The organism is Nitratireductor thuwali (genome assembly GCF_036621415.1).
Classification (GTDB): Bacteria; Pseudomonadota; Alphaproteobacteria; order Rhizobiales; family Rhizobiaceae; genus Chelativorans; species Chelativorans thuwali.
In genome coordinates, this window is sequence record NZ_CP030941.1 from 929046 (window position 1) to 943135 (window position 14090).

Consider the following 14090-nt stretch of genomic DNA (forward strand, 5'->3'; position numbering starts at 1 on the left):
TCCATCCTCCCATTGTTCGTACACCTCCCACCGGCCACGGGCTCCACCCCTTCGGCCGTTCACAGCGCACATCAAAGGGGTAGTACAACAATTTACACATATCAATAGATATCGTACATTATTTTCTATGGAAAATCGAACCCTACGGTGCTAGACGGGATATGCCTTCCAGGCAGCAATATCCACAAATCGCGGATTTAATTGCGTAAATTGAAAATCATGCCACACGAAACCAAGGGGGCTTTTTATTGATTCGCACATTATCTTCACAAACTTGGCGCCTTGGGTGGGGCGAGAGCGGTGCTGGGTGGGCGAGAGCGATGATGCTCGACCACGTCAACAATGCGCGACAGCGAGTGTTCGAAGGCTTCTGATTAATGGCAAATCTCGACGAACTTACCGAAAACCCGGAGGCGGATACGGCGTATCCGCCCATTCTCCGTTCCGACAAACGGATCGCCATAACGGGCGGTTCGGGTAGGATCGGCACGGCGCTCCGAAACGCCCTCGCCGGAAAAGTGGCTAACATCAAGATCGTGGATAAAGCCCGCCCCGACAGGCTGGGACCAGGGGAAACCTGGGAACAGGTCGAAATATCTGATCACGCAGAGCTCTCCAGGAGCCTGGTCGACGTCGATGCCGTCGTGCACCTTGCCGCCCACCCGAACGAACGCAACATAGAAGATATCCTTCGGGTCAATGTATTGGGCACCCACAATGTGCTCGAGGCGGCGCGGCGCAATGGAATCGAGCGTGTCGTCTTCGGCTCATCGAGCCACGTGGTCGGCTTTTATCCCCGCCAGACACGGATTGCCGACACGGACCCGATGCGGCCCGACAGCCTCTATGGGCTGAGCAAATGCTGGGGAGAGCTGGAGGCCGGCCTTTACTACGACAAGTTCGGCATCCGCACATTGAACATCCGCATCGGCAATGCCGGAGAGCGGCCCGCCGACGCGCGAGCATTGAATATCTGGGTCAGCGCCCGCGACCTAGCGCAACTTGTCCTGATCGGACTTGAGCATCCCGACATCACCTGTACAACGGTCTTTGGCGTGTCCCGCGTGCCATCCAACTGGTGGAACAACAGCACCGCAACGGAGCTGGGCTACAGACCCGCCGACACCGCCGAAGCGATCGCCGGGCCTGAATCCGAGCAAGAACTCCCTTCGCCGCTGCCGCAGATCGCTGAGTACTTCCAGGGCGGTCGTTTCTGTGTGATCGACCATGACGGCAAGATGCGGCAGCGCCGGCCATGACGATCTCCGAAGGCTCGTCCTCAGACACACTTGCGCACCCGATCTCCGATCGTCACACCATCCGCAACGATTGCTTCGAGGCAACATTCCAGCCCTTGGCGGGCGGGCGCATGCTGCGTCTGCGCCATGTCGGTCACGGCGATCTTCTCGTACCGCTGCACGACACCTCTTTCGACCCGGTCAAATGGCCCAAGGCGGGGGCTTTCCCCCTATTTCCGTTTCACAACCGGCTGCGAGGTGCCGCGTTCAAGCATGATGGACGCCTGATCCGACTGAAGCCCAACGCGGCGAACGGGGCGGACGTCATGCACGGACCGGCGCACCGCCGCGCGTGGATCGTCACCGAGAAGGGCGCCGATTTCATCGAGATGGCTCTGGCCTATCGCGCCGACGATGAATGGCCGTTCGACTTCACCGCCACTCAAAGGTTCGAACTTCATGCAGAGCACCTTTCCATTGGCCTGAGCCTCACGAATACGAGCGGCGCGCCCATGCCTGGCGGTATTGGCTGGCATCCATATTTCAAGCCGCCGCGTGACGGAGTGGTCATGACCGACGCAGCAAGCCGGTGGGAACCAGCCGGTCCGAAAGGCCTTCCCGAACGAACGGCTCGCTACGGCAGCACAGGGGGCAACTCGATCGAGATCGATTCCACCCGGCATTTTTCCGACTGGACGGAAGCGAGCGCATGGATCGGCGATGGCGCCAGGATCACCCTTTCCGGCAGCCCCCGCCTCTCCTGTCTCGTCGTGCACTGGAGGACCGAGTACCTTTGCCTCGAACCTGCATCCCATGTCTCGGGCGCCTTCGCAGCCCTTCCGGAACCCTCTCCTGAGACCGGCCTGTGTTTGCTGGCCCCTGGTGAAACGCTCGCTGGTATTGCAAGGCTGTCCGTTGACCGTCCATGATGCAGCCGGCGTGCCAGCAAAGCGCAGCGGGAAGCCTTGCTTGGCTGCCCTAGCCGGCCAACGACCGTCATGAGAAGCGTGACGGTTTTGTCGAATACGCCCATGGCGTGCGGCTGGCGCTAGGACAACGACTCTCTCTCTCGTCCTGTTCGACCACACCATCAGCACCGATCAGTCGCTGCAGTGTCCTGGCGAACGCGTTCCAACGCTGCTGCGGGCGCATGACGAGATCCGGCAGCCAGAGGCTGATCTGCGGGAAGGCTGCGAAGAGGATGAGGACGATCGTCAGCGGCAGGAAATACGGGATCACCCTGAGCATCAGCAAGCCCGTTGGCAGCGCGTTGTCCATCCAATCCTCTGACGGCTTCCGCCGAAAGGGCATCTCGGAACCTTCCCGCCGAGTGGCGGTTCCTGCACAATGACCGCTACACTTCCGCTCCGGCGCTCAAGCCGCATTGGCCATGCCTGGCGCCGAAAGCCGCCGGAAAGGGCCGATTGCCTTTACGCGACACGTACAAGGCAGCGGGTTCGAACAGGACAGCTTGTGAGACGGTCGGGCAGATCTCTTGCGGTTATTGCCGTAGCCATGCTGGCCGCCTGCAGCGACTTCCCGAAAGATCCGCAAGCGACGACGCAGAGAGCCGTTGGCGGCGTCGTTCGCGTCGGCCTTTCCGAAAACCCGCCCTGGACGGATGTCGATCCGGAACCTGGCGGTGTCGAGGTGGAACTCATCAGACGCTATGCCGAAGCGATAGGGGCACGGGCGGAATGGCAGTACGGAGCGGCAAACGACCTGCTCGCGAAGCTGGAACATTTCGAGCTCGACATCGTGGCCGCTGGTTTGACCGCCGACACACCGTGGAAGGGGCGCATCGCCACGACGCTTCCCTATCTCACAGCCGATACGGATGGCGACGGCACCAGGGAGCGGCATGTGCTGGCGGTTCCGCCGGGCGAGAACGGCTGGCTCGTACGGCTGGACAAGTTCCTCCACACGCATCAGCAGGAGGCGCTGCTTCTGCTTTCGGAGGCTTTACAGTGAGCGATGCGCAACCGACAGGGCGCGTGCGGCCGCCGCCGCGTGGGAGAAAAGCGTCATGCGGGCCGTAACAGCCGTCGACATACCCGACGATCGCAAGCCGGATTACCGCAAGGCGAAGTGGATCCAGTGGATCACCATCGCCTATCTCGTTTCCGTCGCTATCGTGCTTTACTTCGTGCTGGGCTCTTCCCAGGCCATGCGTGCCGCATGGCTGGAGGACATGCTCAGCATCATACCGTCGGTCTCCTGGGTGATAGCCACGCCGATCGCCTGGCGCAAACCGGACGGGAACTTCCCCTACGGCTATCACAGGGCCGTCGGCATCGCCTATCTCGCATCCGCCCTGCCCCTCCTCGGCCTCGGACTTTACCTGATCATCGAAGCCGCGATGAAGCTGTTCCAAGCGACCCATCCCAGCATGGGCACGATGGTTATTCTCGGCGAACCCGTCTGGATCGGCTGGCCGGCACTCCTGGCGCTTGCTTATAGTGCCATACCTTCCGTCATTCTCGGCCGTCTGAAGCTGCCGCTCGCGCGCCGCCTGCACGACAAGCCGCTGATCGCCGATGCCAAGATGCGCAAGGCAGACTGGCTGACCGCCGGCGCCGCCGGCATCGGGGTGATCGGCATCGGCTTCGGCATCTGGTGGCTGGACGCCGCGGCAGCGCTCCTGATCGGGCTTGACGTATTGCGCGACGGCTTCGCCCAGACATCACGTTCGATCGGCGACCTGGCCGATCGTCGTCCGACGACGGCCGAGGGCGGGGAGGATGACCTGCCCGAACGGCTGCGTGACTGGCTTTGCCGCCTGTCGTGGGTCGAGAATGCCGACGTCCGCATGCGCGAGGCGGGCCACGTGCTTTATGGCGAAGGGTTCGTGGTTCCGAAGGACGAAGGTGATCTCATCCGGCGCATAAACGATGCCGCCGACGAGGCACTGGGGCTCGACTGGCGTGTTGCCGAGTTCACGATCACCCCCGTGGCATCGCTGAGCGTGGTCGAAGGCCGAAGCGACGGGGCAAGCGAGCCTGCCCGCGCCGCCCGGGACAGGCATAGATCCCGCCCGGGCCGTTAGGCGCCGTTTTTCTGCCAGGGACGATGGTCCCTCGGCTCAGTTGGAGGCGCCCTGCCCCAGCATATAGATGATGAGCTGGCCATCTTCGCTGATATCCGCTGCGACGACCGAATCCAGCGAAAAGTCCGGGTCCTCGGACTGAAGTTTTTCCATGAGCGCTTCATTGGCGCCGATGGCAGCCTGAAGATCCCCCACATCCGCTGCCCGCTCATCGATCTCCGACTGCAGCGCCTCGCCCTCGACGGACCCCACCGTCTCGATCGAGATGATCTGGAGTTCCCCGATCTCCTCCAGATTCCTGATCTCCGACGGCGTCGTTTCCATATTCTCCATTGCCGTCATCGCTGCCTCTGGGCTGGCCTCTTCCTGTGCCGAAACGACCGTTACGGCCGAGCACAGCGTCGTTCCGACAACGACGAGAATTGCGGGCAGATGTGACATGCAAACCTCCACGGGACTATCGCCTTACGCGTATTGCTTTGGAACCTGACGTCCGAACCTGGCGAAGCCGGTTAGGTTCCATTGATAACTTCGGACAGGAACATTCGGCTGAGGTTGGCGGTTGCGGCTATGGTCTTCGAACGGAGAAGCGGCATGGCGAATATGCCTGACATTCCCTCCCGTCCGATCAGCGGCGAAGGATTGGAGCATAGCGGCAGCGAGGTGGTCGATATCAACGCAGCGTCCTTCGAGCAGCTGAGGCGGCTTCCGGGGCTCGATGCGCAGAAGGCGAGACTCATCTGTGAGCGCCGGCCCTTCGCCCGCTGGGACGAGGTGCAGCTTCTCGACGGTTTCGGCAAGGATACGATCGCGCTGCTGAAGGCGGGCGGGGCGGAAATCCGCAGACTATAGCTCCAGGTGCAACGGAGCGCTGCCGGTCAGCTTCTGGTCCGGCCGGGAACTCGCTTGGATGGCAAGGAGAAGGAGACGGATGATGCATCGAATGAAACGGGTAACATGTGCTGCCGTCACGCTGGCTCTGGCGTCCGCCATGGCCGGCCAGTCCAGCGCACAGGATGAGCCTGTTGGGTATGGGGAGGCATTTGCTGCCCTGGAGGCGTCGACGCTTCTCGACCTCGACAATATCGAAGCTGAAGCGACGGTGGATATTGTCCCGATGTCCGAAGTGGAGCCGACCAACGGCGCCAATGCGGAAGCTTTCGCGAAGATGAGGGAGGGCCATGCCGCTGCGCTCGAAGACGTGCGCCAGCAGGTCAGAAACAATGAAAAGATCACGTCGGCGCTTAAGGCCGAGGGCTATACGGCCGATCAGGTCGTCGCCGTTTGGAATGACGCCGACAAGGAAGTCACAGTCTTCGTCGAGGAGATGTAGCCGGCATCTTGCGCCCGCCGGTCAGCCGAGGCCGGCGGGCCACCTTTCTTGCGTCGGGGAGGTGCCGGTGCCCAGAATGATCGCTCATGACGGGCCGGTTGGCACGCCTCGCTATGACGAACCCCCACCTGAACATCACCGGGGTCAGATACCTTCCTGTAGGTGCGCTGCGTAGGCAGCTCAAGCGTCCTTCTCTTCTTCCGCCCCCTGCGTTTCTTTCCGTCGCCCGTAGATCATGTTGCTCATGGGCGCCCCGCTCGCTCCGTGGGCGAAGACCGAGGCCAGCACTGAAGCGCTTGCCAAGTGCCAGACCATCGCGTCGGCACCCCGCGAAAGCGCGAAGAGCGCGTAGAAGAAGGTGGAGATGCCGATCGGCCCGAACCAGGCGAGATAGGCGAGGTCGCGCCGCTGCAGATGGCCGCGCAGCAGCGGCGCGAGCACCAGAAAGACCGGCAGGCGGCGCACTATCAGGATGCCGAGCGCGAAGCCCGGGACGGCCCAGCCGAGCTGCCGCCACTCCGGCCAGGGCAAGGCGATGCCGAAGAGTACGAAAATGGATGGCGTGATGAGGTGGTTGATCGCCTCCTGGACGTTCTCCTCCGATTGTTTGGTGTCGGTGTCCGACATCAGGTTGAAGGCCACGCCTGCCACGAACACGGAGATCAGCGCGTCGCCCCCGAGCAGGCGCGCTGCACCCAGGGTGAAGAATGTCAGCGCGAGCGTGAAGGTCAAAACGGAGTAGCTCTCGATGATGCTTTTCCTGCGCGCCCAACCAAGCACGCGGGCCGCTGCCGCCCCGACGACCGCGCCGATGACGGCGCTCATGGCGACGCCCAGCAGGAAGCCGGTCACCAGCCATTCGCCGGCCACGCCGGAGCTGCCGCCGATCACCAGGAGCGGCAGCAGAACCAGCACATAGGCAAGGCCGTCATTGGCGCCGGATTCGAGGCTGAGAGCGGCGCGCACGCGCGAGGGTAGCCTTTCCTCGGCAAATCTTCCCGTCACGATGTTGCTGGAGACGATCGGATCCGTCGGGGTCAGCACCGCGCCCACGAGCAGGGCCGTCCACGGCGGCAGGCCGAACATCCAGCCGGCCAGAGCGGCACTGCAGGCCCACATGCCGACCATGCCGAGCGTGAGCAGCACTGCGGCGGGCCGCGCCAGCGTGCGGAAGTCAGTTGGGCTGAGCCGCAGGCCTATGCCCATAAGCCCCACGGCGAGCCTATCCGCGCCACCTGCTCGATGATCGCATGCCGGTCTCCCCACGTCCGCAGGTCAATGACGTCGAGAGCTACCGGTCCCACGACGATTCCCAAAGTCACCGCCACCATCGGCTCGGAGACCGGATAGTGCTTCATCTTCTGCGAGACGAGGCTGATGGCGATGATCAGCGCCCCGGCGATTGCAAGCGAAAGGTTGAGTTGTGGCATGGGCACACCGTCACTGCTCAACGTCGGCAGCGCCGGAATGGTTGCTGCCGAAACGGATCACCCGCATGTCGGCAGGAAGAACAGCGGCGCCGTCACATAGATCACCGCAACTGCGGAGAGAAGGCACAGCAGGAGGCCGCCGAGCGCCATAAACTGATGCCGGACCTGCACTGAATCCTTGGGGGTCCGGAATCCTCCAGCCTGGAACCAGCGCCGCCAGGCCAGAAGCGTCAGGACGGCGATTGCCGCCAGCGCCACCCCGCTCACCACCATCAGCACCGATCTGACGGCGCTCCACTCCCCGGCGCCGGCCATTCCGAAGCCGAAAGCGCAGGCGACGGCGACGACGACGTAGCAGACCAGGAAATGCACGGCCCAGACCAGCGGTCCGGCCACCATGCCGATTAGGCTGTCGCGGTCGATGACGTTCATTGCCATGTCAGATCATCCTCGGCCAGAGATGAACCATCACGAGCGAAATGAGCGCCAGCCCGGCGGTGAAATGCCAGAACAGTTCGACATTCATCAAGGACTGGCGGCGCTCCGCCGTCACGAGGCCTGCGAAGGCGCGGGCGAGCATGAAGAGCACCATGACGATGCCGACCACGATGTGGAAACCGGTCCAGACGGCGAACATCCAATAGACTGCGTTGAAGGCGTTCTCGGTGGGCCGCAGCTCCGTGGCGAAGAGCGAGAAGAGGAGTGCCGCGCCGCCCGCCAGCATCACCGGCATTGACACGACCAGCCCGGCGATCAGCCCAGGAAAGAGGCCGCGCTTGTTGGCGAGCACGCCAAGGCGGAAGACGAGGCTCGCCAGCAGCATGAGGCCGGCGGTGATCCAGGCCCACCCAAGACCGCCCTCCGGGACGGGCGGAGGGAAGTCGCGATTGACTGTCCACAGGAACAGGGCCGAGAAAACCAGCGATGCGAAGGCGGCGGCATCGAACAGGAGGAGGAGAGCCATCGCCCAGAAGCCGTGGGTCTGTTTTCCGTTCACGTACACGGGCAGGACTTCGCCGCACCCGGCATCGTAAAGGTTCGGCTCCGGCCGCGGCTCGGTGTTCCACATCCAGACGAGCCCGGACACAAGCAGGACAACGAGCGCCGCGGCGCAGTACCACCAGAGCTTGAAGATGGCCAGCCCGAAGAACGCGGCCGTGGCGGCGGCGGCGATGAGAGGCGTCCACGTGGGATGCGGCAGAAACAGAACCTGCTGCGGCTGGCCCATCACCGTTCCCGTGCGCAGCGTCTTGCGCTTTCCTTCCGACGCATCGGGAAGGTAGAATTCGCCGCGGTCTACGCGCTCCATCAGGCCAGGCTCCTCCCACAGCGGATAGGTGGAGCTGACAACTGGCACACTGCGCAGGGAGAAATTGGAGGCCGGCGTCACGGTGTGCCACTCCATCGTCCCCGCGTTCCAGGGATTATATCCGGCCTCCGCGCCATGCTTGCGGTGCCAGTAAAGAAAATCCCAGAGGAAGATCACGAACCCTGCCGCCACCATGAAGGCGCCAACGGTCGAGATCATGTTCAGCCAGTCCCAGCCGAGCTCGGCCGGATAGGTGTAGACGCGCCGCGGCATGCCGCGCAATCCTGTGAAATGCATCGGGAAGAAGGCGAGGTTGAAACCGACGAAGATGAGGCCGAAGGACCAGCGGCCGAGGCTCTCCGACATCAGTTTGCCCGTGGCGAGCGGCACCCAATAATGCAGCGCCGCCAGAACGGGCATAACGGCCCCGCCGAACAACACATAGTGGAAGTGCGCGACGACGAAGTAGGTATCGTGCACCTGGAAGTCGAAGGGAACGAGAGCCACCATTACACCGGTGAGCCCGCCCGCCACGAAGATGAAGATGGAGCCGAGCGCGTAGAGCATCGGCGCACGCCACACGATGCCCGGGCCGTTCCAGATCGTGGCGATCCATGCGAAGACCTGGATGCCGCTGGGGATCGCCACCGCGAGGCTCGCCGCCGAAAAGAAGCTGAGCGACATCAGGGGGATGCCCGTGGTGTACATGTGATGCACCCAAAGACCGAAGCTCAGGAACCCGGTGCCGACGGCGGCAAGGACGACCCAGACATAGCCGGCGAGCGGGGCGCGCGCGAAGGTGGGGATGATGGTCGAAAGCAGGCCGGCGCCCGGCAGGAAGATGATGTAGACCTCTGGATGGCCGAACAGCCAGAAGAGGTGCTGCCACAAGAGCGGATCGCCTCCCCGCTCCGTGTCGTAGAAGGGCCAGTCGAAGGCACGCTCGACCTCCAGCAGGATGTCGCCCAGCACCAGCGGCGGAAAGCCGATCATGATCATGAAGCCGAAGACCAGCATGTACCAGGCGAAGACGGGCAGGCGGTCCATGCTCATGCCGGGTGACCGGAATTTCAGCACGCTCACAATGATCTCAATGGCTGCTGCGACGGCGGAGACTTCGATGAAGCCGATCCCCAGCAGCCAGAAATCCGGACCCAGGCCGGGCGAGTATTCCGCTCCCGACAGCGGCACATACATGAACCAGCCACTGGCCGGCGCGACCTTGAAGAAAAGGCTGCCGAGCGCAATTAGCCCGCCGAACAGGTAAGCCCAATAGCCATAGGCGGAAATGCGTGGGAACGGCAGATCGCGCGCGCCCAGCATCTGCGGGATCACGAAGATGGCGATCGCTTCCATAATCGGCACGGCGAAGAGGAACATCATCGTCGTGCCGTGCATGGTGAAGATCTGGTTGTACCATTCGGCCGAGAGCAGGTCGTTCTCGGGCACGGCGAGCTGGGCCCGCATCATGAGCGCCAGGATCCCCGCGGCGACAAGGAAGAACAGCCCCGTCAGCACGTAGAGCAGCCCGATCACGGTGTTGTTGATCCCCTTGAACCAGGACAGCCCCTTGGGCGGCGCCCAGACCTCCCTCAAATGCCGCAAGCCCGCATCGTGGCGGGAGGCTTCATCAAGTTCGCGGGTCGTTCTGAACATTATTCGAGGCTCTCCAGCCACGCTGCCAGGGCCCGCAAGGTCGGCCCGTCCATCCGGTCGAAGGAGGGCATGCGATTGCCGGGTTTGATGTGCTGGGCCGAGGCGATCCAGCCTGCGAGGTTGCCGACGGAGCCGTCCAGCCATCCGGCGCCCAGGGAAAGGCGCGAGCCGACATGGGTGAGGTCGGGGCCGATTTCGCCCTCCGCCCCAGGCAGGCCGCGGACCGCGTGGCAGCTGCCGCAGCCCTGCTCCAGAAAGGCGGTCCTGCCCGCCTCGTGGAGATCCACGATCGGTTCCCGCGCGGGACTTGCCTGGCGCGCCAGCCACTCCTCGAACCGCTCCTGCGGCTCGACGACGGCGTAGAAGGCCATCTTGGCATGCTGGGCGCCGCAAAACTCCGCACACTGGCCGCGCATGAGGCCGCGCTTCGTCGGCGTGAAGGAAACGGTGTTCACGTGGCCGGGAACCATGTCGATCTTGCCGGCCAGCCCGGGAATCCAGAAGCTGTGGATGACGTCGGACGTCGTCACGGTGATGACGACAGGCCTGCCCTGTGGCAGATGCAGCTCATTCGCGGTCTCGACCGGTTGACCGTCGGGCCCTTCGTAGACAACCTCCCACCACCACATGTGCCCCGTCACATGGATTCGCAGCGCATCCTCGCCCGGCGCCTCGGATATGCGCAGGCTGACGATGATCGTGAACACCATCAAGACGCCGAGCGTGACGGCGGGGAAGACAAAGCCCAGGATGGCGATGAAGGTGGTGCTACGCAACGGCGTGTGCCGGCGGCGGCTCAGGATGGCAAAGGCGAGAAGGCTCATCACCATGATGAAGATCAGCGTGCCCCCGGCAAAGATCCAATTGCCCAGGGAAAGGATCGCCTCGGCTTGCGGGCTGTGCGGATCGAGCACGCTCTGGATGCCGTCCAGCCTGCCGAACAGCGGCGAGTCGGTCTGGGATGTTGTGCGCCAGTCCATCCGCGTCACCTTAGCGTATAAAGATAGGCGGCGATGTGCCTGGCCTGGTCCTCGGATATGCCCATGTCGGGCATGGCCGTATGCGGAGCCATGTCAGGCGCATCCATGATCCAGTGCACGAGATTGTCCGGCGTATTCGCATGTCTGCCGGCGATGAAGGCGCGCAGCGCGAACCGGTCGAGCGGCGGACCGACAATGCCGTTCGCCGAGCGGATGCCGGGAATCGTGTGACAGGTCGGGCAGCCATACTCGCGGATAAGCAAGGCCCCTCGCTCCGGATTACCATCGATGATGCGCATTCCCTGCGGAATTGCCGATTCCTCGCAGCCAGCGAGTGCAAGCACGATGACCATCACGGCAACGCCGGCGGCGCGTGGGCATGCCTTCATTCGCGCCCGCCTCCGTTCTCCGGCCCGGGCGCTGGCTGGCCCTCCTCTGGCTGACTTCGACCTTCCTGCCCCTGGCCTTGCGTGGCGCTGGTCCCGTTTTGTAATCCATCCTGCGTTTGGCCGGACTCGTCGGCATCCTCCGCTTCCTGACCATCGTCATTGGTTGCACCGCCCCGATCGCCCCCGCTGTCGCTGCCCTGCTCCGCCCTGTCCGCCGGCGCGAACTCCGTCTCCTCCAGCGTCAGGTAAAGCTCCTCGTCTGGCGTGACCTCCTGCGGCCTGAGCGAGGCGAAATAGAGCGCCACGGCGCGGATCTGGTCGTCCGTCATGTTTCGGGCGATGAACTCCATGATGTTGAGCGGATCGCCGTCGCGCCGGCCCTCCTTCCACAGCATGAGCTGGTGCTCGATATAGGGCGCGAACTGGCCGGCCAGATAAGGATAGATCGGCGGCGCGCCGAGGCCGTCGTCCCCGTGGCAGCTCACGCAGGCCGGCACACCCTGGTCGGGCACGCCTATCGCCGCAATGGCGCCGCCGATCTGGACGACCTGCTGGTCTGCCTGCGGTCGCGGCGGATAGGGTGCGTCTTCGATCGCCGCGTAATAGGCCGAAACGTCCGCCATCTCGGCATCCGTGAGCTGGCGCGCGACCTGCTGCATCACCTCGTTGGGCCTCAGCCCGGCCGCAAAATCCTTGAGCGTCTTGTAGAGATACCAGGCGCTCTGGTCCGTCAGCCGCGGAAAGGCGCCGCTGCTGTCGCCCGATCCGTCGAGGCTGTGACAGCGGGCGCAGGCCAGTCCCCCGGCCTCTTCATAAAAGCCGCCCGTCGCCACCCAGCGGCCGTGATTGATGTCCGGCCCCGCCGCAATGGCGGCGGAGAGGCCGGATCCGGCAGCCGCAAGCCCGACGAGGAGGAGAGCCCGGCCGTTCCTCATGTCGGCACCAGCGGCCGCGGGTCGGGGAGGTAGTCGTTGATCATGTGGTCGACGGCCCAATAGGCGAGCGCGCCCACCGTGTCGGTCGGGTTGTAGCCGGCATTCTGCGGGAAGACGCAGGCGCCCATAACCCAGAGATTGTGCAGGTCCCAGGACTGCAGGAATTTGTTGACGACGCTCTTGGTCGGGTCGGTGCCCATGATCGCGCCGCCGGTGTTGTGCGTCGTCTGATAGGGGACGATGGAGTAGTGATCGTCGAGCCAGCCGACGGAGATCTGTTCTCCGCCCATGGCGCGAGCGATATCCCAGGCCTTGCCGGTCACATAACGCGACATCAGCCGGTCGTTGTGCGGGAAGTCGAAGGTGATCATCCCGAGCGGCTGGCCGAAGGCATCCGTATAGGTCGGATCGAGGCCGATATAATTGCCCCTGTGCGGCATAGAGGAGCCGTGCACCGTCAGCGTGGCGGTGCTGTTGTAATGGCGCTGCACGGCCTTCTTCCACTCCGCACCCCAGCGCGGCGTGCCCTCTGGTACCGGATGGCGGTGGATTGGCCGGCCGCTCGTCGTGTAGGCGGCGATATAGGCGCCGCCCACGAAGCCCAGTTCGGAATGGTCGAAGCTGCCGGTGTTGAAATCGTCGATCGCCGTGCCGAGGGCGCCCGCGCCCATGAAGGGGTTGAGCCGCACCTCTGGCGGATAGAAGACGCTCGCACCGGACATGGTCTGGTAGGTGTAGTTGCGGCCGACGGTCCCTTCCCCGGTGACGGGATCGTAGGGCGTGCCGATGCCGGAATTCAGCATCAGGACGACATTGTGGTGTGCGAAAGCGCAGAGCGCCACCATGTTCGCGGGCTGGAAGATCTCGCGGCCGCGCGAATCGATATAAGTGACGCCGGTTGCCTCGTTCGATCCGCGATCCCACTCGATACGCGTCACATAGCAGTGCGGCCTGAGCTCGAAGTTGTCGTTGGCCAGCGCAAAGGGCAGGATCGCAACCTGCGGGCTGGCCTTGGCGAAGTGCTCGCAGCCATAGGTCTCGCAGAAGCCGCAATACATGCAGGGCTGGAACTTGGCGCCGTAGGGATTGGTGTAGTGCCGCGTCACGTTCGAGGACGGGACCGGGAAAGGATGATAGCCGAGATCCGTCGCCGCGTCTTCGAACAGGGCGCCGGCATAGGCCTGTTTCATCGGCGGGTTCGGATAAGCGTCGCTGCGCGGGCCCTCGAAGGGGTTGCCGCCTTCATGGATATCGCCACGGACATTGCCGGCGATGCCGGCGGTGCCGCAGATCTTCTCGAAGAAATCGTAGTGCGGCTCCAGCTCATCATAGGTGATGCCCCAGTCCTGGATGGTGAGGTCATCGGGGAGGAAGTCTTCCCCGTAGCGCTCATTGACCCAGCTGCGCAGCACGAAGGATTCAGGCTGGAAACGCCAGGTCTGGCCGTTCCAGTGCACCATCGCTCCGCCCACGCCCGTCCCGGGGAGGAAGGAGCCGAGCTGGCGCATGGGCAGCGCCTTCTGTCCGACGAAGTTGCGGAAGGTGAGCGTCTGGGTGCTCGGATCCTGCATGAGCGCATGACGCACGGAGTATTTGAGCTCGTCATGCATATAGGGCGACTGGAAGTCGGGAACGGTCCGGCGCATACGGCCGCGCTCCAGCGCCACCACCGAATAGCCGGCTTCCGCCAGCTCCTTGCCCAGGATCGCCGCCGTGGCGCCGCCTCCCACCAGCGCAACATCGACCGGTTTCATTCGTACAGCCACTTTCCCCT

At 63.6% G+C, this 14090-nt stretch carries 16 protein-coding genes; 6 read left to right on the top strand and 10 right to left on the bottom strand.

The window, feature by feature from the left end:
• The first annotated feature begins 377 nt into the window (after positions 1–377).
• Both NTH_RS04480 and NTH_RS04485 read left to right on the top strand, forming a co-directional pair.
• Positions 378–1259 (top strand): NAD-dependent epimerase/dehydratase family protein, encoded by an 882-nt coding sequence (locus NTH_RS04480; protein WP_338528882.1) that lies wholly within the window; start codon positions 378–380, stop codon positions 1257–1259.
• A complete protein-coding gene (locus tag NTH_RS04485) occupies positions 1256–2167 on the top strand; it encodes an aldose 1-epimerase (RefSeq protein WP_338528883.1) in 912 nt (303 codons plus the stop codon). The genes NTH_RS04480 and NTH_RS04485 overlap by 4 nt, the downstream gene beginning before the upstream one ends.
• A 67-nt stretch (positions 2168–2234) precedes the next feature.
• Here the strand turns inward: NTH_RS04485 and NTH_RS04490 are convergent, their stop codons facing one another.
• The gene (locus NTH_RS04490) at positions 2235–2516 is read right to left on the bottom strand and encodes a hypothetical protein (RefSeq protein ID WP_338528884.1); all 282 of its coding nucleotides are present in this window, start codon (positions 2514–2516) and stop codon (positions 2235–2237) included.
• Positions 2517–2753: 237 nt separating this feature from the next.
• Here NTH_RS04490 and NTH_RS04495 point away from each other — a divergent pair, with 237 nt between their 5' ends.
• Together NTH_RS04495 and NTH_RS04500 are read left to right on the top strand one after the other, a co-directional pair.
• On the top strand, positions 2754–3209 hold the full coding sequence (locus tag NTH_RS04495; RefSeq protein ID WP_338528885.1) for a transporter substrate-binding domain-containing protein: 456 nt from the start codon (positions 2754–2756) through the stop codon (positions 3207–3209).
• A 55-nt stretch (positions 3210–3264) separates the two neighbouring features.
• Positions 3265–4284, top strand: coding sequence for a cation transporter (locus NTH_RS04500; protein WP_338528886.1), 1020 nt, complete (start codon positions 3265–3267; stop codon positions 4282–4284).
• Positions 4285–4320: 36 nt separating this feature from the next.
• On the opposite strand, the gene NTH_RS04505 is transcribed toward NTH_RS04500, so the two are convergent.
• A complete protein-coding gene (locus NTH_RS04505; RefSeq protein ID WP_338528887.1) occupies positions 4321–4725 on the bottom strand; it encodes a hypothetical protein in 405 nt (134 codons plus the stop codon).
• A gap of 153 nt (positions 4726–4878) precedes the next feature.
• Here NTH_RS04505 and NTH_RS04510 point away from each other — a divergent pair, with 153 nt between their 5' ends.
• Both NTH_RS04510 and NTH_RS04515 read left to right on the top strand, forming a co-directional pair.
• On the top strand, positions 4879–5136 hold the full coding sequence (locus NTH_RS04510; protein WP_338528888.1) for a ComEA family DNA-binding protein: 258 nt from the start codon (positions 4879–4881) through the stop codon (positions 5134–5136).
• A gap of 139 nt (positions 5137–5275) precedes the next feature.
• Positions 5276–5617: a hypothetical protein gene (locus NTH_RS04515; protein WP_338528889.1), complete on the top strand. Its 342-nt coding sequence runs from the start codon at positions 5276–5278 to the stop codon at positions 5615–5617.
• A 180-nt stretch (positions 5618–5797) separates the two neighbouring features.
• On the opposite strand, the gene NTH_RS04520 is transcribed toward NTH_RS04515, so the two are convergent.
• Genes NTH_RS04520 through NTH_RS04555 form a run of 8 tightly spaced genes read right to left on the bottom strand, consistent with a single transcriptional unit; the run spans position 5798 to position 14082 of the window.
• The gene (locus NTH_RS04520; protein WP_338531807.1) at positions 5798–6823 is read right to left on the bottom strand and encodes a cation:proton antiporter; all 1026 of its coding nucleotides are present in this window, start codon (positions 6821–6823) and stop codon (positions 5798–5800) included.
• Positions 6814–7047 (bottom strand): hypothetical protein, encoded by a 234-nt coding sequence (locus tag NTH_RS04525; protein WP_338528890.1) that lies wholly within the window; start codon positions 7045–7047, stop codon positions 6814–6816. Before NTH_RS04525 ends, NTH_RS04520 begins: the two co-directional genes overlap by 10 nt.
• Positions 7048–7104: 57 nt before the next feature.
• The gene (locus tag NTH_RS04530) at positions 7105–7485 is read right to left on the bottom strand and encodes a hypothetical protein (protein WP_338528891.1); all 381 of its coding nucleotides are present in this window, start codon (positions 7483–7485) and stop codon (positions 7105–7107) included.
• 1 nt (position 7486) lies between these two features.
• On the bottom strand, positions 7487–10012 hold the full coding sequence (gene ctaD / locus NTH_RS04535; RefSeq protein ID WP_338528892.1) for a cytochrome c oxidase subunit I: 2526 nt from the start codon (positions 10010–10012) through the stop codon (positions 7487–7489).
• Positions 10012–10992, bottom strand: a complete 981-nt coding sequence (gene coxB / locus NTH_RS04540) for a cytochrome c oxidase subunit II (RefSeq protein WP_338528893.1) — start codon at positions 10990–10992, stop codon at positions 10012–10014. The genes ctaD and coxB overlap by 1 nt, the downstream gene beginning before the upstream one ends.
• Before the next feature lie 5 nt (positions 10993–10997).
• The gene (locus NTH_RS04545) at positions 10998–11381 is read right to left on the bottom strand and encodes a c-type cytochrome (protein ID WP_338528894.1); all 384 of its coding nucleotides are present in this window, start codon (positions 11379–11381) and stop codon (positions 10998–11000) included.
• Positions 11378–12316 carry a c-type cytochrome gene (locus tag NTH_RS04550; protein ID WP_338528895.1) on the bottom strand — a complete coding sequence of 313 codons (939 nt, stop codon included), beginning with the start codon at positions 12314–12316 and terminating at the stop codon, positions 11378–11380. Before NTH_RS04550 ends, NTH_RS04545 begins: the two co-directional genes overlap by 4 nt.
• Complete coding sequence (locus NTH_RS04555) at positions 12313–14082, bottom strand: GMC family oxidoreductase (RefSeq protein WP_338528896.1); 1770 nt, start codon at positions 14080–14082, stop codon at positions 12313–12315. Before NTH_RS04555 ends, NTH_RS04550 begins: the two co-directional genes overlap by 4 nt.
• Between the last annotated feature and the right edge of the window lie 8 nt (positions 14083–14090).